Here is a 19,123-nt window from a genome sequence, read left to right as displayed (position 1 = left end):
GCAGGCGCCGTCCGGCAGCGGAATCCGGCGCAACGGCGTCGCATGGCGGGAGACCATGTCCGGGTAGAATCGCGGTCCTGTTTTCCGGATCGCCGCTTCGCCCATGACCGAAACCCTCCGCCCGACCTTCCACGGCTTCGAGCAGATCCCGCTGCGCGAATACGCCGAGCGCGCCTACCTGGACTACTCGATGTACGTGGTGCTGGACCGCGCCCTGCCGTTCCTCGGCGACGGGCTCAAGCCGGTGCAGCGGCGCATCATCTATTCGATGAGCGAGCTGGGCCTGGGCGCGACCGCCAAGCCGAAGAAATCCGCGCGCACCGTCGGCGACGTGATCGGCAAGTACCACCCGCACGGCGACTCGGCCTGCTACGAGGCGCTGGTGCTGATGGCCCAGCCGTTCTCCTACCGCTACCCGCTGATCGAGGGCCAGGGCAACTTCGGCTCGACCGACGACCCGAAGTCGTTCGCGGCGATGCGCTACACCGAGTCCAAGCTCACCCCGATCGCCGAGGTGCTGCTGGGCGAGCTTGGCCAGGGCACGGTCGACTGGACCCCGAACTTCGACGGCACCCTGGAAGAACCCAGCTGGATGCCGGCGCGGCTGCCGCACCTGCTGCTCAACGGCACCACCGGCATCGCGGTCGGCATGGCCACCGACGTGCCGCCGCACAACCTCACCGAAGTGGTCAGCGCCTGCGTGCGCCTGATCGACGATCCGGACGCCAGCGTCGCCGACCTGTGCGAGCACGTGCGCGGCCCGGACTATCCGACCAGCGCCGAGATCATCACCGGCGCCAGCGACCTGCGCACCCTGTACGAGACCGGCAACGGCAGCGTGCGGGCGCGCGCCACCTGGCAGAAGGAAGCCGGCGGCAACTTCGTGGTCACCGCCCTGCCCCACCAGGTCTCGCCGTCGAAGGTGATCGAGCAGATCGCCGCGCAGATGCGGGCCAAGAAGCTGCCGTGGCTGGAGGACATCCGCGACGAGTCCGACCACGCCAATCCGGTGAGGGTGGTGCTGGTGCCGCGCTCCAACCGCGTCGATGCCGAACAGCTGATGGGGCATCTGTTCGCGACCACCGACCTGGAGAAGAGCTATCGGGTCAACCTCAACGTGATCGGGCTGGACGGCAAGCCGCAGGTCAAGAACCTGAAGTTGCTGCTGACGGAATGGCTGACCTTCCGCGGCAACACCGTCACCAAGCGCCTGAAGCACCGCCAGGAAAAGATCGAGCGCCGCCTGCACCTGCTGGATGGCCTGCTGAAGGCCTTCCTCAACCTGGACGAGGTGATCCGCATCATCCGCACCGAGGACGAGCCGAAGGCCGCGCTGATCGCGCGCTTCAAGCTCACCGAAGAACAGGCCGACTACATCCTCGAGACCCGCCTGCGCCAGCTGGCGCGGCTGGAGGAAATGAAGATCCGCGGCGAGCAGGACGAGCTGGCCAAGGAGCTGGAACGCATCCTCGGCATCCTCGCCAGCCCGGCCAAGCTGAAGAAACTGGTCAAGGACGAGCTGCTGGCCGACGCGAAGAAATTCGGCGACGCGCGCATGTCGCCGCTGGTCCAGCGCGGTGCCGCCCAGGCCATCGACGAGAGCGAGCTGGTCCCCAGCGAGCCGATGACGGTGGTGCTGTCGGAGAAGGGCTGGATCCGCGCGGCCAAGGGCCACGATGTCGACGCGGCCGGCCTGTCCTACCGCGACGGCGACCGCCTGCTCGCCGCCGCGCGCGCGCGCAGCACCCAGCAGGTCGCCTTCCTCGACTCGCAGGGCCGCAGTTATTCGACCCTGGTGCACACGCTGCCGTCGGCGCGCGGCAACGGCGAACCGCTGACCGGCCGCTTCTCGCCGGCGCCGGGCGCCTCGTTCCAGACCCTGGCCAGCGGCGACAACGACACCCGCTTCGTGCTGGTGTCCTCGCACGGCTACGGCTTCGTGACCCGTTTCGAGAACCTGACCGGCCGCAACAAGGCCGGCAAGGCGATGCTCAACCTGACCCCGAACGCGCAGGTGCTGCAGCCGGCGCCGGTGGCCAATGTCGAGACCGACCGCATCGTCGCCGTCACCAGCGCCGGCCACCTGCTGGCGATCCCGGCCAGCGAGCTGCCGGAACTGGACAAGGGCAAGGGCAACAAGCTGATCGACATCCCGAAGGCCAAGCTCGGCACCGAGCGCGTGGTCGCGGTGGTCGCGGTCGCGCCGGGCACGACCCTGCAGGTGTTCAGCGGCCAGCGTACGATGTCGCTGTCGTTCAAGGACCTGGACACCTATCTGGGCGCACGCGCCACCCGCGGCGGGCTGCTGCCGCGCGGCTGGCAGAAGGTCGACGGGCTGCAGGTCGGCTGAGGCGCCGCCGCGTCGGCATCGGCCGGGCACGCCACCCGGCCGGCGTCGACGCCTGGATCCAGCGCGCCAACCGTCATCGACGGCGGCGCGCGCTCACTTCGGAGGCCACGCACGATGGACCCGGAATTCTGGCACCAGCGCTGGCAGGAAGGACGTACCGCCTTCCACAACGCGAAAGTGATGCCGCTGCTGCAGAAGCACTGGCCGGCGCTCGCGCTGCCACCCGGCAGTCGCGTGTTCGTGCCGCTGGCCGGCAAGTCGCTGGACATGCACTGGCTGGCAGCGCAGGGCCATGCCGTGCTCGGCGCCGAGCTGTCGCCGCTGGCGGTGGAGGCGTTCTTCGCCGAGGCGGGATTGACGCCTGCGGTCGCCAACGAGGCGGATGGCGTCCATCATCGCGCCGGCCCGATCGATCTGGTCCGCGGCGATGTGTTTGCGCTGGCCGATGCCACCCTCGCCGGCGTGGAGGCCGTCTACGATCGCGCCGCGCTGATCGCCCTGCCGCCGGACCTGCGTCGACGCTATGCGGCCGAGGTCTACGGCCGGCTGCAGCGCGGCTGCCAGGCGCTGCTGATCACGCTCGAATACCCGCAGACGCAGATGGACGGCCCACCGTTCTCCGTCGACGAAGCGGAGGTGCGTACCCTGTTCGCGGACGACTGGGACATCGCCCTGCTGGAACGGCGCGACATCCTCGCCGACGAGCCGCGCTTCCGCGAGGGTGGCGTCGAGTCGCTGCATACCGCGGTCTACCGCCTGCAACGCCTGTAGGAGCGGGCTGTGCTTGCCCCCCTTTCCGGGGGCCGCGACCGCCATCGGCCGCTTGCGGCCTATGTGTCCCCGCGCATCGCGGTCGGCCTCGAGCGGCCTCCTGCAAAAGAGCGCTTCCCTCCGCGGCCGTGCTCCGTCGCGGGCACTGCTTTCGGGCATGGCGCCCGACCTCCGGTGACCTTCTGCACGACCTTCAACAGAAAGCCCGCGCCACTGGCGCGGGCCTGCATGCTCGATCCCGGTCGCGGACGGTCGCCGCTCAGCCGTGCGCGGGCGCGCCGCCGGTGGCGATCTTCGACAGCTGGTAGTTCTCCAGGCCGATCCGCTTGATCAGGCCGAGCTGCTGCTCCAGCCACCAGGCGTGGTCTTCCTCGGTGTCCTTCAACTGGGCCAGCAGCATGTCGCGGCTGACGTAGTCCTGGTGCTGCTCGCACAGCTTCATCGCCGCGGCCAGGTCGGCGCGCACCTTGTACTCGACCTTCAGGTCGGCTTCGAGCATCTCGAGCACGGTCCTGCCGCCCTCGAAGGCATGCGGGCGCATGTCCGGGTCGCCTTCCAGGAACAGGATCCGGCGCAGGATCGCGTCGGCATGCTCGGTTTCTTCCTGCATCTCGTGGCTGATGCGCTCGTACAGCGCCATCAGGCCCTGGTCCTCGTAGCGGCGGGAATGCAGGAAGTACTGGTCGCGCGCGGCCAGCTCGCCACGCAGCAGTTCCTTCAGGGTGTCGATGACCTCGGGATGGCCTTTCATGCGGAGTCTCCTTGCCAGGCGCGCATGGTGCCCGATCCCGGCGGGCGGTGTTTCAATCGGAATCAGTCGCGTTTCATTCCGCATGTCCAGCTGCCATCGGCCGGCCACGCGGGCATGGAATAATCGGGCCGCGCCGGCGCTCCCGGCACGCCACGGAGAGGACGCGCATGCTGAAGTGGATCGGGCGCCTGGCCCTGCTGGTCGCGCTGCTGGCCGTCGCGGCCACCGTCACCGCCTGGTGGCTGCTGCGCGGCAGCCTGCCGACGCTGGACGGGGAACTGCCCCTGCCCGGACTGGCCGCGCCGGTCGCGATCCAGCGCGATGCGCTGGGCGTGGTGACCATCGACGCCGCCAGCCAGGCCGATGCGGCGCGCGCGCTCGGCTACGTGCACGCGCAGGAGCGCTTCTTCGAGATGGACCTGCTGCGCCGCGCCCCTGCCGGCGAACTGGCCGGCCTGTTCGGGCCGATGGCACTGGAGGTCGACCGCAAGCACCGCGTGCATCGCATGCGCGCGCGCGCCGAGGCCTCGCATGCGCAGTTCGCAGGTGAGCAGCTGCCAGCGCTGCAGGCCTATGCCGATGGCGTCAACGCCGGGCTCGATGCCATGCCGGTCCGCCCCTGGGCCTATCTGCTGCTGCGCCAGACACCGCGACGCTGGGAGGTCACCGATTCGGCGCTGGCCGGCTACGCGATGTACTTCGACCTGCAGGACGCCGACAACACCGCCGAACTGGCCCGGGCACGCCTCGATGCGGAACTGCCACCGGCGCTGCGCGCCCTGCTGGCCCGCGACGGCAGCGAGTGGGACGCGCCGCTGTTCGGGCAGGCGCGCGGCAACGCCGGACTGCCGACGGCGGCCGAGGTCGACCTGCGCCTGCTGCCGATGCCGGAAGGTCGGGCCGAGCACCGCGAGGAGTACGCGGCCGGTACCCGATGGCGCCCCGACTCCTTGGTTGCCGGCGCTCCGGCTGTGTTGCCGTGGGAGCGATCAGGCCTTCCGCCGTCGTCGCACTGGAGCGATCACACCGGGCGCGCCACCGACCTCCGCCCCGGCAGCAACAACTGGGCCGTGGCCGGTGGGCTGACCGCCGACGGCCGCGCGATCGTCGCCGACGACATGCACCTGGGGCTGCGCGCACCGAACATCTGGTTCCGGGTCCGGCTGCGCTATCCCGATCCACGCGCGCCGGGCGGCCAGGTCGACGTGTCCGGCTTCAGCCTGCCCGGCCTGCCGGCAGTGATCGTCGGCAGCAACGGCCATGTCGCCTGGGGCTTCACCAACAGCTATGCCGACACCGCCGACTGGTTCGCGGTCCACCCGTGCAATGGCGATGCGCCACCGGCATCGGGGTGCGACGCCGTCACCGTGCACGACGAGATCATCGACGTGGCCGGCGGCGAGCCGCAGCGCCTGCGCGTCGAGGACACCGTCCATGGCCCGATCCTGCACCCTGCCGAGGGTGGCCGCCCCGCACTGGCGCTGCGCTGGGTCGCGCACCAGCCCGGGGCGCTGAACTTCGGCCTGGCCGACATGGCCGTGGCAGGCGACCTCGACAGCGCGCTGGCCGTGGCCGCGCATGCCGCCACCCCTGCCCAGAACCTGATGCTCGCCGACCGCAACGGCCGCATCGCCTGGCGCATCATCGGGCCGCTGCCGGTGCGTGCGTCCGGTTGTGATGACCGCCTGCGCGCCGACGCGGTCGATGGCACGGCGCCCGCGTCGCGCTGTGCGGCCTGGCCGATCTCGACCGGGATCTCGCCGGTGCTCGCCGATCCCGAACACCACCGCCTGTGGACCGCCAACGCCCGCGTGCTCGACGGCGAGGCGCTGGCCCGGGTCGGCGATGGCGGCTATGCGTTCGGCGCGCGCGCCCGGCAGATCCGCGATGCGCTGTTCGCGCGGGAGCGCTTCGATGAAAAGGACCTGCTGGCGATCCAGCTCGACGACCGTGCGCTGATGCTGCAGCGCTGGTGGGACCTGCTCGGCGACGAGGCCGGCAGCGCGCCGGCCGACTCGGCGCTGAAGGCGCTGGCCGAGGCCGGCAGCGACTGGGACGGCCACGCCAGCGTGGACAGCACCGGCTATCGCCTCGTCCGCGCCTGGCGCCTGGCGGTGCACGCGCGCATCGCAGACGGGCTGACCGCACCCGCGCGTGCCGCGCTGGGCGAGGCGTTCGCGATGCCCGACCTGTCCCAGCTCGAAGGCGTGGTCTGGCCGCTGCTGCAGCAACGCCCGGCGCACCTGTTGCCGCGCCGCTATGGCTGCGAGGTCATCGCGAAGGCGGAGCCTGCCGCCTGCACCGAGGCCAGCGGCTGGGCCGCGCTGCTCGAGGATGCCGCACGCGAGGTCCGCGACGAACTCGGTGGCCGCGGGCCGCTGTCCGAGCGCAGCTGGGGCGAGCGCAACACGACGAAGATCTGCCACCCGCTGGCTGGCGCCCTGCCCGGCCCGGTCGCCACGCGCCTGTGCATGCCGGCCGAAGCGCTGCCCGGCGACGGCAGCATGCCGCGCGTGCAGGGTCCCGCCTTCGGCGCATCGCAACGGATGGTGGTGGCGCCCGGCCACGAAGCCGACGGCATCATCCACATGCCCGGCGGCCAGAGCGGGCATCCGTTGTCGCCGTTCTGGGGCGCCGGCCACGACGACTGGGCGCAGGGCCGTCCGAGCGGGTTCCTGCCCGGGCCGTCGCATCACGAACTGACGCTGGTGCCGGCGACGCGGCAGTGAACCCATCGCACGCTGCGCGACGCAGCGTGCTCCGCTCGAAGATCCCCCTGTCGGACCCGCTCCGCCATCGACACCGGGGCGTGATCAGCGGAGGCAAGACCGCCGAGCATCGACCGGTCGAGCCCTCACGCCGGTCCCTCTTCACAGCGGGTGCGATGCTGGAGGAACGCAGCGCATGATCGGGGCCAGCACGCCGGCGTCACAGGCACGACACGGATCTGCGGTGCGGGCCGGAAAGCCGGTCGAACGCACAAGGCCGGCACCGCAGACCGGCGCATGGCAGGCATCGGCAACGCGGGCAGTTCCGGTGAAGACATGATCGCGGCTTCGCATCCGGCAGAAGCGGACGTCGTGGTCGGTGACACGACGACGCCCGCTTCAGTTCCAGGCCCGCGCAGGCCGCACCGCTACTGGCGCGATCAGGCCAGCGCCTGCTCATGCACGCCGGCCACCGCGCGGCCGGACGGGTCGGCCGCGTTGGCGAAGCTGGCGTCCCAGGCGATCGCCGCCGGCGACGAGCAGGCGATCGACTTGCCGCCCGGCACGGTCTCGGCCGCGGCCGGGGTCGGATAGAAGCGTTCGAACACGCTGCGGTAGAAGTAGGCTTCCTTGGTCTGCGGCGGGTTCACCGGGAAGCGCTTGCCGGCCGCAGCCAGTTCGCGATCGCTGACCTGCGCTTCGGCATGCGCCTTCAACCCGTCGATCCAGCCGTAGCCGACACCATCGCTGAACTGCTCCTTCTGCCGCCACAGGATCTCCTTCGGCAGGTAGCCGTCGAAGGCCTGGCGCAGCACGCCCTTCTCCATCCGCTGCGCGTCGGCGCTGCCCTTGCGCACCATCTTGTGGCTGGCGTCCATGCGCATCGCCACGTCGAGGAACTCGCGGTCCAGGAACGGCACGCGCGGCTCCACGCCCCAGGCCATCATCGACTTGTTCGCACGCAGGCAGTCGAAGTTGTTCAGCGCATCGAGCTTGCGGATCAGCTCCTCGTGGAACTCGCGCGCGTTCGGCGCCTTGTGGAAGTACAGGTAGCCGCCGAAGATCTCGTCGCTGCCCTCGCCGGACAGCACCATCTTCACGCCCATCGCCTTGATCCGGCGCGCCAGCAGGAACATCGGCGTGGACGCGCGGATCGTGGTGACGTCGTAGGTCTCGATGTGGCGGATCACCTCCGGCAGCGCGTCCAGGCCTTCCTCGAAACTGTACTCGAAGCCGTGGTGCACGGTGCCCAGCGCCTCGGCCGCGACCTCGGCCGCGGCCAGGTCCGGCGAGCCCTTCAGGCCGATCGCGAACGAATGCAGGCGCGGCCACCAGGCCTCGGTCCTGTCGCCATCCTCGATACGGTGGCGGGCGTAGCGCGCGGCGACCGCGGCCACCAGCGACGAATCCAGGCCGCCTGACAGCAGCACGCCGTACGGCACGTCGGTCATCAGCTGGCGGTGCACGGCAGCCTCGAACGCCTCGCGCAGCTCCTGCGGCGACACGGCCACACCCTCGACCGCGTCGTAGTCGCGCCACGGGCGCTCGTAGTACTTCGTCAGCCGGCCGGTCGCGCTGTCGTACCAGTGGCCCGGCGGGAACTGCGCGACGTCGGCGCAGTCGTCGACCAGCGGCTTCATTTCCGAGGCCACGCGCAGGCGGCCTTCCCTGTCATGGCCCCAGTACAGCGGCACCACGCCGATCGGATCGCGGGCGATGATCGCGCGGCCCCTGGCCTTGTCCCACAACGCGAACGCGAAGATGCCGTTGAGGCGGTTGAGGAACGAGGCCGGCGCGTCCTCGCGGTACAGCGCGTTGATCACCTCGCAGTCCGACGCGGTCTGGAACGCGTACGGCTGCTGCAGCTCGCCCTTCAACGCGACGTGGTTGTAGATCTCGCCATTGACCGCCAGCGCGAGCTGACCGTCGTCGGACAGCAGCGGCTGCGAGCCACCGGCCGGGTCGACGATCGCCAGGCGCTCGTGCACCAGGATCGCGCCGTCATCGACGTACACGCCGCTCCAGTCCGGGCCGCGGTGGCGCTGGCGCTGCGACAGGTCCAGCGACTGCCGCCGCAGTGCCTGCAGGTCGTCGCCCGGTTGCAGGCCGAAGATGCCGAAGATCGAACACATGGGGAAGCTCCTGATGATGATGGATGTCACGGATTCGGTCGCGCTTCCCGGCCAGCCCGGGTGGTGTCGCGGCACCCGGGCACAAAAAAACCCGCATCGGCCGATGCGGGTTTTCTGGTGGCCGGGCGTTGGTTCTGTCTTACGCCTGGTTGCAGTCCCGCATCGGCCGCGCACGATTATTCGCCGCATTGGAATTGCGGTTGGAATTGGCGTTGCGGGTGGCGGAAACGGGCTGCATGGGGCCGACACTAGCGCGGCCTGCCGGGCCCGCGCAACCGTTGCAGCGGAAACCGGGCCGCTGTCCGGACCATGACCGGATCCGCATAATGTCGGCCCTCTCCGGAATGGATCTCCAGATGCACGACACCGGTCGGGCCATGCGTTGGCCGCTCGTCCTTCTCGCCCTGGGCTGCCTGGCGCTGGCAGGCTGCAGCAGCCTGCCGCGGTCGACGCTGACGGCCGACACGCGCGCCGAACTGGAAAGCCGCTTCGAGGACGATGCCGCCTCCGCCTACCAGGTCGGCGAAGCGTTCCGCGGCCGCGGCGACTGGCGTGCGCTGCGCTGGTACGAACGCAGCGCGATGCTGGCCGGCGGTGACGGGCACTGGAGCACGAGCGCCGAGTACCGGCTCGGCACGATCCACGCCAGCGGCCGCCTCGACGGCGACGACACCGCCACGCCGACGATCCGCCCGAACCTGCGCAAGGCCCGCGTCTGGCATGCGCGGGCGGCCTATCACGGCTCGCCCTATGCCTGGAGCGGACTGCGGACGCTGTACCAGCAGCAGGGCGATACCGACATGACCCTGCGCTGGGCGTTGCGCCGCGCGGTCTACCTGCGCCACCTGTACCGCATGGCCGGCGACCGCCTCGCGCCGCCGGAAGGCGTGGCCAATCCGCTGGATGCGATCCGCGCAGGCGCGGCACGTGGCGACGCCGAGGCGCTGGTCGATCTGGGTGCGATGTACGAGGGCGGCGTGCTGGTCGAGCGCGACCGCGAGGCGGCGCTGGACTGCTATCGGCGTGCGGCCGCGCAGGGCAACGTGTTCGGCCAGTACTTCGCCGGCCTGCTGCTCGGCCGCCAGGCGAGAGGCGAGGTCGCGGACGGCGACGAAGCCGCACGCTGGTTCGCGATGGCGCAGGCGCAGGGCTTCTATCTGGCCGAACCCGAGTACTGGCGCGAGGCGATCAAGCCGGTGGTCTTCAACTTCAGCAGCTGACCGCCCGCCCAGCTGACGGAGCACTCACGTCGGTCACCGAATACTTCCTGCGACCGTGCCGCCGCCGCGGCATCCGCCACGGGGAGACCGACGTGACCCATGCCACCCAACGCCTGGCCCGCCATGCCCAGGTCGTGTCCCGCCTGGCCCGGCACCGGCGCGTGCTGACCGGCATGGACTGGGCCAGCGCGCCGCCGGTGGAACCGACCATCGCCGATGCCTCCGACATCGCCGAGGCGCGCGCGTTCGCCGCCGACCTCGAGTCGCTGGGGCCGGTGTTCGTCAAACTCGGCCAGTCGCTGTCCACCCGCCCGGACCTGATCCCGCCGGCCTACATCGACGCGCTGGACAGGATCCAGGACGAGGTCTCGCCAGTGGAGACGGCGTTGATCGAGCGGATCATCGAGGACGAGCTGGGCGTGCGTCCCGGCCGGCTGTTCGCATTCTTCGATCCCGAACCGTTGGCCGCCGCCTCGCTGGCGCAGGTGCACCGCGCGATCCTGCGCGACGGCCGCGAAGTGGCGGTCAAGGTGCAGCGCCCCGGCATGGACGGTGCGATCCGGCTGGACCTGGCGGTGCTGGCCGAGCTGGCCGGTACCGCCGATGCGCTGACCGAAACCGGGCGACGCCTGCACTTCGCCGACTGGATCGCCGAATTCCGCAAGATCCTGCTGCTGGAACTGGACTACCGCCGCGAGGCCGAGAACCTGGAGCGCTTCCGCGAACGCCTGGCCGGCTACCGCCACCTGCACGTGCCCGCGCCGATCTGGGGGCTGTGCACCTCGCGCGTGCTGGTGATGGAACTGGTCCACGGCAGCAAGGTCACGACGATTTCCGGCCTGCAGCGCACCGAGCTGGACCTGGTCGCACCGGCCGCGGACCTGATGCGGGCCTACCTGGACCAGGTCTTCGTGCACGGCGACATCCATGCCGACCCGCATCCGGGCAACGTCCTGCTGTGCAAGGACGGCCGGCTGGCGCTGATCGACCTGGGCATGGTCGCGCAGGTGCCGCCGCGGATGCGCGAGCGTCTGCTGAAGCTGCTGTTCGCCGCGGTGGACGCGCGCGGAGAGGACGTGGCGCGCGAACTGGTCACCATCGGCACCCGCCTGGAGCAGTTCGACGATGCCGCCTTCAACCGCGACACCGGCCAGCTGGTGGCCCGTTACGCGACCGGCCGCCGCCGTACTTCCGAAGGTCGTCTGCTGCTGGAACTGGTCGGCTGCTCGGCCGAGCACGGCCTGCGCGTCCCGGCCGAGATCAGCCTGCTCGGCAAGACCCTGCTGAACCTTGAGCGCGTGGCCGGCGCGCTGGATCCGGACATGGATCCGCGCGAGCTGGTCGAATCGCATCTCAACGCGATCATGCGCGCGCAGCTGCGGCGTTCGTTCTCCTCGGCCAACATGGCCGGTGAGCTGCTCGAGGTGCAGGGCCTGCTGCGCGATGCGCCGCGCAAGCTGTCGGACACGCTGTCGCTGCTGGCCGAGAACCGCTTCCAGGTGCGCCTGGCCGGGCTCGAGAACTCGCGCGTGCTGGAGAACATGCAGAAGATCGCCAATCGCATCGCCGCCGCGGTCGTCACCGCCGCGCTGCTGATGTCCTCGGCGATGCTGATGCGGGTGGAGACGGCCGCCACGCTGTTCGGCTACCCGGCCCTGGCCGTCGTGCTGTTCCTGATCGCCACCGTGCTTGGCCTGACCATCGCGCTCAGCGCCGTGATCCGCGACCGCAGGGCCCGGCCGAACGAACAGCACGGGCCGCATTGAGGTCGAAAGCCACCTGCCCCGCCCGGACCTTCCGGCCCGCGCCACGCACGGCTCCAGAGGCCACATCGTCGATCCGCGTGCACGGCACCGGGCACATGCGCCCGATGCCCTTGCAACGACGGTTCAATCCGCCAGAAGACGTGCGATCAACGCCTGGTACAGATCCGGCAGCGCCTCCAGATCGGCCACGCGCACGTGCTCATCGACCTGGTGGATGGACGCATTGACTGGGCCGACCTCGATGCACTGCGCGCCCAGCGGTGCGATGAAGCGCGCATCGGACGTGCCGCCGCCGGTGCTCTCTTCCGGCGGCGCGCCGGCGAACTGCCCCAGTACCTCGCGGGCGACGCTGCGCAGGCGCCCTTCAGGCGTGTAGAACGGCTCGCCGCTGCGATGCCAGGACAGCGTGTACCCCAGCCCGTGCCGGTCGAGCAGCGCGGCGATCTCCGCCTCCAGTTTCGACGCGTCCCATAGCGGCGTGTAGCGCAGGTTGAACGCCACCTGCAGCTCGCCGGGAATGACGTTGTTGGCGCCGGTGCCGGCGTGGATGTTGCTGATCTGCAGGCTGGTCGGCGGGAAACTCTCGTAGCCGGCATCCCAGACCCGCGCGGTCAGCTCGGCCAGCGCCGGTGCGGCCAGGTGGATCGGGTTGCGCGCCTTGTCCGGATACGCCACATGTCCCTGCACACCCTTGACCGTCAGCGTGCCCGAGAGGCTGCCACGGCGGCCGACCCGCAGCAGGTCGCCGAGGCGCGCGGTCGAGGACGGCTCGCCGGTGATGCACCAGTCGATGCGCTGGCCGCGTTCGGCGAACAGGCGCGCGACATGGCGCACGCCATCGATCGCATCGCCCTCCTCGTCCGAGGTCAGCAGCAGCGCCAGCGTGCCGGTGTGCTGCGGATGCGCGGCGACGAAGCGCTCGGCGGCGATCACGAAGCCGGCCACGCCGCTCTTCATGTCGGCCGCACCGCGGCCGTACAGCATGCCGTCGCGGAGGGTCGGCTCGAACGGATCGCTGCTCCAGGCCTCGCGCGGGCCGGTCGGCACCACGTCGGTATGGCCGAGCAGCACCAGCACCGGTTCGCCGCTGCCGTGCGTGGCCCACAGGTTGTCGACCTCGCCCAGGCGCAGGTGTTCGCAGGTGAAGCCCGCCCGCCCGAGGCGCTCGGCGATCAACTGCTGGCAGCCGGCATCGTCCGGCGTCACCGACGGGCGCGCGATCAGCTCGCAGGTCAGATCGAGGATGTCGCTCATGCGTTCACGTCCACATCGATGTCGGCACTCGGGAGCATTGGCGACGTTGCATCGCCTGCAGCGGTCCACTGCATGACCTGCACGCCCACCGCGAAGGATTCATTGCCCGGCATGCGCCCGGACCGCGTCCCTGTCGCCAGGAAGCCGCAGCGCCGATAGAACGCCAGCGCCGCCGCGTTGCCGATCAGCAGTTCCAGCGAAAGCCCGCCGGCACTCGCCTGCTGCGCGGCCGCCACCAGCGCCCTGCCGACACCACGGTGCCGACAGGCAGGATCCACGTACAGCCAGCCCAGTTCGTCGCGGTCGAACGCCACGAAACCCAGCACGGAATCTTCGCGTTCGGCCACCATGACGGTGTAGGCGAACAGGTCCTCACGCCCGGCCGCGACCTCCAGCGGCAGGAAGGCGTCGGCCAGTCCGGCCGCCTGCAGTTCCTCCATCCGGGCCAGGTCATGGATGGCGCAGAGTGCGGGCCAGTCCCCGGACCGGTACGGACGAACGTTCATCCGATGCCGAACAGCTTCTTGAAGCCGTTGTCGGAAAACCCCTGGCTGACGCTGCCATCGTCCAGCACCACCACCGGACGCCGTACCAGCTGCGGGTGCTCGCGCAACAGCAGCTTCCACTCGGCATCGCTGCCCGGCGTCTTGCGGCTGTCCGGCAGCTGGCGCCAGGTGGTCGAGGATTTGTTGACCAGCGCATCGAAGCCGCCGACCTTGCCGGCCCAGTCGACCAGGGTTTCCGGGGCGGGTTTGTTGTCGCGGTAGTCGACGAAGCGGTGCGCCACCTCGAAGCGGTCCAGCCACTTGATGGCCTTCTTGCAGGTGTCGCAGTTCTTCAGCCCGTAGAGGGTGGCAGTCATTGCGGTGTGTGTCCTGTCCAGTAGCGGCCATCCATGGCGCGACGACGCGGGCGCCAGCGCGCCTGCTCCGGCCTTCATGACCGGGGGTCCGCGCATCCGGCAGCGACATGAGGCCGCCACCGGATGCGTCCGATCAGCCGCGCAGCAGCTCGTTGATGCTGGTCTTGGCGCGGGTCTTCGCATCGACCTGCTTGACGATCACCGCGCAGTACAGCGAATGGGTGCCGTCGGCCGCCGGCAGCGAGCCGGACACGACCACGCTGCCCGGCGGCACGTAGCCGTAGGAGATCTCGCCGGTGGCGCGGTTGTAGATGCGGGTCGACTGGCCGATGAACACGCCCATGCCGATCACGCTGTGATGCCCGACGACCACCCCTTCGACCACTTCCGAACGTGCGCCGATGAAACAGTGGTCCTCGACGATCGTCGGGCTGGCCTGCAGCGGTTCGAGCACGCCGCCGATGCCGGCGCCGCCGGAGATGTGGCAGTGCTTGCCGACCTGCGCGCAGGAACCGACCGTGGCCCAGGTGTCGACCATCGTGCCCTCGCCCACGTGCGCGCCGATGTTGACGAAGCTCGGCATCAGCACCACGTCCTTGCCGAAATGGCTGCCACGACGGGCGACGGTGCCGGGCACGACGCGCACGCCGAGCTTGCGGAACTCGGCCTCGCCGTAGCCGTCGAAGCGCAGCGGCACCTTGTCCCAGAACGGACCGGGCGCACCTTCCATCACGGTCATGTCGTTGACCCGGAAGTACAGCAGCACCGCCTTCTTCAACCATTCGTTGACCTGCCAGCCGCCGGTGCCGTCCGGCTCGGCGACACGGAACTCGCCCGACTCCAGTCCATCGACGACACGCTCGACCAGCGGCCGGGTGGAGCCGTCGATCTCGTCCAGGGTCAGCGCACTGCGGCGCTCGAAGGCGCTCTCGATCGAGAACTTCAGCTCGGCAACGCCGGGGGCGGCTGTGCCGGCGGCGGGCTTCTTCGGCGCGGTCTTGCGGGCGGTCTTCTTCGACGTCGGGGCCATCAGCGTGGGGTTCCGGGGGCTTGGGGGGATTCGGGGTCCAGCCGCGCACGCAGTTCGGTGCGCAGCGCCTGCTGGGCGGCTTCGTCCAGCGGCTGGTCGTGCTCGTCGGTGATCTGGAACAGGTCTTCGGCACGTTCGCCGAACGTGGCGATGCGCGCGTCGTGCACCCGCAGGTGGCAGCTGCGCAGCGCCAGCGCCACGTCGGCCAGCAGGCCGGGGCGGTCGGTGCAGGTCAGCCCGAGCAGGCTGCGGCGCCCGTCCGCGGTGGTGCTGAATTCGATCCGCGGGGCGAAGCGGAAATGCCGCAGCAGCCGCGGCGCGGCACGGCGCGGCGCCCGCACCCGGTCCAGCGGGCCGGCCAGCGCATCGCGCAGCGCCCGCTCGAGCTGGGCCGGGTCGCGGTTGCAGAAATCGTTGGTGGGCAGCACCTCGAAGGTATCGAACACGGTGCCGTTGGGGCCCATCAGCACGCGCGCCTGGTGCACGCCATACCCATGCCGGTCGAGCGTGGCCATGATCGCGGCGAACAGGCCGTCGCGGTCGGGCGAGTGGACGAAGACCTCCAGCGCATCGCCGCGCTCGCCGATCGGCCGCACGCAGGCCTGCGTGTCGCCCATGTTGACCTCCACCAGCGCCGCCGCCTGCCAGGCCAGCTGCTCGGGGCGGAAACGCAGGAAGCTCTCGTCCGGCATCTGCGCGAACTGGCGGTCGATCGTCGCATCGTCATGGCCCTGCTCGTGCAGCAGCGCACGCGTGGACTCGCGGGCCTCGGCCACGCGCGCGTCGGCGTCGACCATCGCCTCCATGCCCTCGCGCAGTACGCGGCGGGTGGCGACGTACAGGTCGGCCAGCAGCCGGTCCTTCCATGCGTTCCACAGTTTGGGACTGGTGCCGGCGATGTCGGCGCAGGTCAGCAGATACAGATAGTCCAGCCGCTCGCGCTCACCGACCAGGGTGGCGAAGCCGCGGATCACGTCCGGGTCGGCAATGTCCTGCTTCTGCGCGGTGACCGACATGCGCAGATGCTGCTCGACCAGCCAGGCGACCAGCGCGGTGTCGTTCTCGCCCAGCCCGTGGGCGACGCAGAACGCGCGGGCATCGACCGCGCCGAGTTCGGAGTGGTCGCCGCCGCGGCCCTTGGCGATGTCGTGGAACAGGCCTGCCAGCAGCAGCAGCTCGGGCCGCCGCAACCGCGGCCAGACCTCGTGCGCGATCGAGAAGCGCTCGCTGGCGCGCCCCGAGGCGAAGCCGGCGATGTTCTGCAGCACCATCAGGGTGTGCTGGTCGACGGTATAGACGTGGAACAGGTCGAACTGCATCCGCCCGGATACCTGCGCGAAGGCGGGTACGTACTGGCCGAGCAGGCCCAGCCGGGCCATCCGGGTGAGCGTCTCGACCGGCCGCGGGCCACGCAGCAGCGCCATGAAGCGCTCGCGCGCGGCTGGCGCGGCACTGGTATAGGGCGGCAGGCGCGGCAGCGATTCGGCCAGCGCGCGCGCGGTGAGCGAGTGCAGCCCGCGCGTCTGCGGGTGCGCGGCCCAGGTCGCGAACAGCGCCAGCACCTCGCGCAGGTCGCCTTCGGGCCAGTAATGCGCGGTCGCCGCCAGGTAGCCGCGACGCAGTTCGAAATCCGGATTGAGCGCCGCCGGCACCGCTTCGCCGTCGAAGGTTTCCTCGAACCGCTGCAGCAGCCGGTCGCTGATGCGGCGGATGATCGCCGCACTGCGATAGAAGCCCTGCATCATCCTCTCGACGCCCAGATAGCCGGCGTCGTCGTCGAAGCCCAGGCGCTGCGCCAGGGTCTTCTGGTAATCGAAGCGCAGCCGCTCCTCCGGTCGCGCGGCGACCAGGTGCAGGCCGGTGCGCAGTCGCGCCAGCGCGCGCCGCTCGCGGGTCAGCGCCGCGGCTTCGTCGGCGCCCAGATGGCCCAGGCCGACCACCGCCTCCATGTCGCGCACGCCGAATGCGCGCAGCGCCATCCAGCCCAGCGTATGCAGGTCGCGCAGACCGCCCGGGCCTTCCTTGATGTTGGGCTCGAGGTTGTCGGAAGTGTCGCCATGACGCTGGTGGCGCGCCAGCAGTTCCTCGCGCTTGGCCAGGAAGAACGCGCGCGGGGCCCAGATCCGGTCCGGCGCGATCGCCTCGACCAGCCGCGCCACCGCCGCCGCATCGGCGATCACCGGCCGCGCCTCGATCAGCGCGGTCATGATGGTCTGGTCTTCGCCGGCCGCGGTGGTGCACTGCGCGGCCGAGCGCACGGCCTGGCCGATCGGCAGCCCGGTATCCCAGAGCAGCGCGAAGAACCGGGCCAGCGCCGGCTGGTGCGCCTGCTGCGCGTCGGCATCGGCCAGCACCAGCAGGTCGACATCCGAGCGCGGAAACAGTTCGCCACGGCCGTAGCCGCCGACCGCGAACAGGGCCAGCGGCGCATCGGCCGGCAGGCACCGCGCCCACGCCTGGCGCAGGACCTCGTCGACCGCCCGGGCGCGCAGCGCCAGCAGGCGGTCGATGTCCACGCCCTGGTCGAAACGCCGGGCGAAGCGTGCGTCGGCCTGGGCCAGCACGTCGCGTGCGGAAGCGGCCCAGTGGGGATCGGCCTCGATCGACCGATCGACCGCCTGCGGGTCGGTGGCAATGGCGGTCCCGGTCGCTGGCGTCATGCGGGCAGGCTCAGAACGGCATCTGCTGGCCGGCGGCCAGGGTCAGCACATCGACGCCATCCTCGGTGACCGCGACCATGTGCTCCCACTGCGCCGACAGCTTGCGGTCCTTGGTGACCACGGTCCAGCCGTCCGGCAGCACGCGAGTGTAGCGGGTGCCTTCGTTGATCATCGGCTCGATGGTGAAGGTCATGCCCGGCTTGAGCACCAGGCCCTGCCCCGGCTTGCCGTAATGCAGCACCTGCGGCTCGTCGTGGTAGACCTTGCCGATGCCGTGGCCGCAGTACTCGCGCACCACGCTGAAGCGTTCGGATTCGGCGTACTGCTGGATCGCGTGGCCGATGTCGCCCAGCGTCGCGCCCGGCTTCACCGCACGGATGCCGCGCCACATCGCCTCGTGGGTCACTTCGACCAGGCGACGCGCCATCACCGACGGCGTCCCGACGAAGTACATGCGGCTGGTGTCGCCGTGCCAGCCATCCTTGATGACGGTGACATCGATGTTGACGATGTCGCCGTCCTTCAGGACCTTGGCCTCGCTCGGGATGCCATGGCAGATCACGTTGTTCACCGACGCGCAGACGGTCTTGGGGAAGCCGCGGTAACCGACGTTGGCCGGTACCGCACCCTGCACGTTGACGATGTGATCGTGGCAGATGCGGTCCAGCTCCTCGGTGGTCACGCCAGGCTTCACGTGGGCCGCGACGACATCCAGCACCTCGGCGGCCAGGCGGCCGGCGATGCGCATCTGCTCGATCTCTTGGGGGGTCTTCAGGTGCATGCTCATGGGCCGATTATCGCCGATCCGGGCCCGATTCTGAACGCGCCAGCGGCTGCTGCGTCGCGTCAACCGGCCGGCGCCGCGCCAGGATCCCGCCGACGGCACCCCGTCAGCGCGCCGCGATTATCCGATCGAAATCACACTTCGATTATCCGGCGTGATAAAACCACGCAGTATCCACATCAGATACTTCTGTAGTATCCGCCTTGGCACGACCGATGCATTACTCCGCGAGTGGCGCTGCGCCACGACAGAAACTCACTGCTGTCCGGGAGACCATCCATGCCTTCACGATTCAAAACCCTTCAGTTTCTCGCCGCGTGCGGACTTGTCGCCGCCAGCGCCAGCGCATCGGCCGCCGACCAGGTCACATTCAACGTGCGGCTGATCATTACCCAGGCCTGCACCATTACCGCCGCCTCGGCCACCGACGTGGATTTCGGCAGCGCGCTGGCGAGTTCGACCACCGAACTGTTGGCGCAGGGCACGGTCACGGCCAACTGCAGCGTCACCACGCCTTATTCGATCCAGCTCAATTCGGGCTCCAATCCCGGATCCCCGGGTGACGTGACGACCCGCCGCATGCGCCACGTCAATCCGGCGGTCACCACCAACAATTTCGTCGCTTACCAGCTGTACCAGGATGCGGGCCGTACCGCGGTCTGGGGCGCCACACCCAATACCAATACGGTCGCCGGCACCGGCAGCGGCCAGAATCAGGTATTCCAGGTCTATGGCCGCGTCGCCAGCCCGGCCAGCAACAACGCGACGCCGGGTAACTACCAGGACACGGTCACCGCCACCATCGTGTACTGAGGTCGCGATGACGCGTGCATCG

General features: G+C 70.1%; 14 protein-coding genes. 6 read left to right on the top strand and 8 right to left on the bottom strand.

The window, feature by feature from the left end; genetic code table 11:
- Positions 1-103: 103 nt before the first annotated feature.
- Both parC and IB242_RS02680 read left to right on the top strand, forming a co-directional pair.
- Complete coding sequence (parC, locus tag IB242_RS02685) at positions 104-2,350, top strand: DNA topoisomerase IV subunit A (protein WP_192275644.1); 2,247 nt, start codon at positions 104-106, stop codon at positions 2,348-2,350.
- A gap of 114 nt (positions 2,351-2,464) precedes the next feature.
- Entirely contained in the window at positions 2,465-3,121 is a 657-nt protein-coding gene (locus IB242_RS02680) for a thiopurine S-methyltransferase (protein WP_192275641.1), read from the top strand.
- 259 nt (positions 3,122-3,380) lie between these two features.
- Here IB242_RS02680 and bfr read toward each other — a convergent pair whose 3' ends face one another.
- Positions 3,381-3,872 (bottom strand): bacterioferritin, encoded by a 492-nt coding sequence (gene bfr, locus IB242_RS02675; RefSeq protein WP_192275639.1) that lies wholly within the window; start codon positions 3,870-3,872, stop codon positions 3,381-3,383.
- Positions 3,873-4,039: 167 nt separating this feature from the next.
- On the opposite strand from bfr, the gene IB242_RS02670 reads away from it, so the two are divergent.
- Positions 4,040-6,601: a penicillin acylase family protein gene (locus IB242_RS02670; protein ID WP_192275638.1), complete on the top strand. Its 2,562-nt coding sequence runs from the start codon at positions 4,040-4,042 to the stop codon at positions 6,599-6,601.
- A 419-nt stretch (positions 6,602-7,020) separates the two neighbouring features.
- On the opposite strand, the gene asnB is transcribed toward IB242_RS02670, so the two are convergent.
- Positions 7,021-8,712 carry an asparagine synthase B gene (asnB, locus tag IB242_RS02665; protein WP_192275637.1) on the bottom strand — a complete coding sequence of 564 codons (1,692 nt, stop codon included), beginning with the start codon at positions 8,710-8,712 and terminating at the stop codon, positions 7,021-7,023.
- A 377-nt stretch (positions 8,713-9,089) separates the two neighbouring features.
- On the opposite strand from asnB, the gene IB242_RS02660 reads away from it, so the two are divergent.
- Entirely contained in the window at positions 9,090-9,932 is an 843-nt protein-coding gene (locus IB242_RS02660; RefSeq protein ID WP_192275636.1) for an SEL1-like repeat protein, read from the top strand.
- A gap of 92 nt (positions 9,933-10,024) precedes the next feature.
- Positions 10,025-11,698 carry an AarF/UbiB family protein gene (locus tag IB242_RS02655; protein ID WP_343237072.1) on the top strand — a complete coding sequence of 558 codons (1,674 nt, stop codon included), beginning with the start codon at positions 10,025-10,027 and terminating at the stop codon, positions 11,696-11,698.
- A gap of 123 nt (positions 11,699-11,821) precedes the next feature.
- On the opposite strand, the gene dapE is transcribed toward IB242_RS02655, so the two are convergent.
- From dapE to map, 6 genes are all read right to left on the bottom strand, one after another.
- Positions 11,822-12,952, bottom strand: coding sequence for a succinyl-diaminopimelate desuccinylase (gene dapE, locus IB242_RS02650; RefSeq protein ID WP_192275635.1), 1,131 nt, complete (start codon positions 12,950-12,952; stop codon positions 11,822-11,824).
- On the bottom strand, positions 12,949-13,458 hold the full coding sequence (locus IB242_RS02645; protein WP_192275634.1) for a GNAT family N-acetyltransferase: 510 nt from the start codon (positions 13,456-13,458) through the stop codon (positions 12,949-12,951). The genes dapE and IB242_RS02645 overlap by 4 nt, the downstream gene beginning before the upstream one ends.
- Positions 13,455-13,814 (bottom strand): Spx/MgsR family RNA polymerase-binding regulatory protein, encoded by a 360-nt coding sequence (locus IB242_RS02640; protein ID WP_192275633.1) that lies wholly within the window; start codon positions 13,812-13,814, stop codon positions 13,455-13,457. Before IB242_RS02640 ends, IB242_RS02645 begins: the two co-directional genes overlap by 4 nt.
- Positions 13,815-13,947: 133 nt before the next feature.
- Positions 13,948-14,874 carry a 2,3,4,5-tetrahydropyridine-2,6-dicarboxylate N-succinyltransferase gene (gene dapD / locus IB242_RS02635; protein ID WP_343237098.1) on the bottom strand — a complete coding sequence of 309 codons (927 nt, stop codon included), beginning with the start codon at positions 14,872-14,874 and terminating at the stop codon, positions 13,948-13,950.
- Positions 14,844-17,504 (bottom strand): [protein-PII] uridylyltransferase, encoded by a 2,661-nt coding sequence (gene glnD, locus IB242_RS02630; RefSeq protein ID WP_192275631.1) that lies wholly within the window; start codon positions 17,502-17,504, stop codon positions 14,844-14,846. Before glnD ends, dapD begins: the two co-directional genes overlap by 31 nt.
- Positions 17,505-17,514: 10 nt before the next feature.
- Complete coding sequence (gene map / locus IB242_RS02625) at positions 17,515-18,291, bottom strand: type I methionyl aminopeptidase (protein WP_192275630.1); 777 nt, start codon at positions 18,289-18,291, stop codon at positions 17,515-17,517.
- A gap of 276 nt (positions 18,292-18,567) precedes the next feature.
- Here map and IB242_RS02620 point away from each other — a divergent pair, with 276 nt between their 5' ends.
- Positions 18,568-19,101, top strand: a complete 534-nt coding sequence (locus IB242_RS02620; protein WP_192275629.1) for a spore coat U domain-containing protein — start codon at positions 18,568-18,570, stop codon at positions 19,099-19,101.
- Positions 19,102-19,123 lie beyond the last annotated feature (22 nt).

This window comes from Xanthomonas sp. XNM01, from assembly GCF_014851915.1.
Lineage (GTDB): Bacteria > Pseudomonadota > Gammaproteobacteria > Xanthomonadales > Xanthomonadaceae > Pseudoxanthomonas.
The sequence above is the reverse complement of the archived record's forward strand: the minus strand, read 5'-3'. Positions and strand labels throughout refer to the sequence as shown.

Coding starts and splice junctions, on each gene's coding strand:
- parC (WP_192275644.1), top strand. CDS start 104: ATGACCGAAACCCTCCGCCCGACCTTCCACGGCTTCGAGCAGATCCCG.
- IB242_RS02680 (WP_192275641.1), top strand. CDS start 2,465: ATGGACCCGGAATTCTGGCACCAGCGCTGGCAGGAAGGACGTACCGCC.
- bfr (WP_192275639.1), bottom strand. CDS start 3,872: ATGAAAGGCCATCCCGAGGTCATCGACACCCTGAAGGAACTGCTGCGT.
- IB242_RS02670 (WP_192275638.1), top strand. CDS start 4,040: ATGCTGAAGTGGATCGGGCGCCTGGCCCTGCTGGTCGCGCTGCTGGCC.
- asnB (WP_192275637.1), bottom strand. CDS start 8,712: ATGTGTTCGATCTTCGGCATCTTCGGCCTGCAACCGGGCGACGACCTG.
- IB242_RS02660 (WP_192275636.1), top strand. CDS start 9,090: ATGCGTTGGCCGCTCGTCCTTCTCGCCCTGGGCTGCCTGGCGCTGGCA.
- dapE (WP_192275635.1), bottom strand. CDS start 12,952: ATGAGCGACATCCTCGATCTGACCTGCGAGCTGATCGCGCGCCCGTCG.
- IB242_RS02645 (WP_192275634.1), bottom strand. CDS start 13,458: ATGAACGTTCGTCCGTACCGGTCCGGGGACTGGCCCGCACTCTGCGCC.
- IB242_RS02640 (WP_192275633.1), bottom strand. CDS start 13,814: ATGACTGCCACCCTCTACGGGCTGAAGAACTGCGACACCTGCAAGAAG.
- glnD (WP_192275631.1), bottom strand. CDS start 17,504: ATGACGCCAGCGACCGGGACCGCCATTGCCACCGACCCGCAGGCGGTC.
- map (WP_192275630.1), bottom strand. CDS start 18,291: ATGAGCATGCACCTGAAGACCCCCCAAGAGATCGAGCAGATGCGCATC.
- IB242_RS02620 (WP_192275629.1), top strand. CDS start 18,568: ATGCCTTCACGATTCAAAACCCTTCAGTTTCTCGCCGCGTGCGGACTT.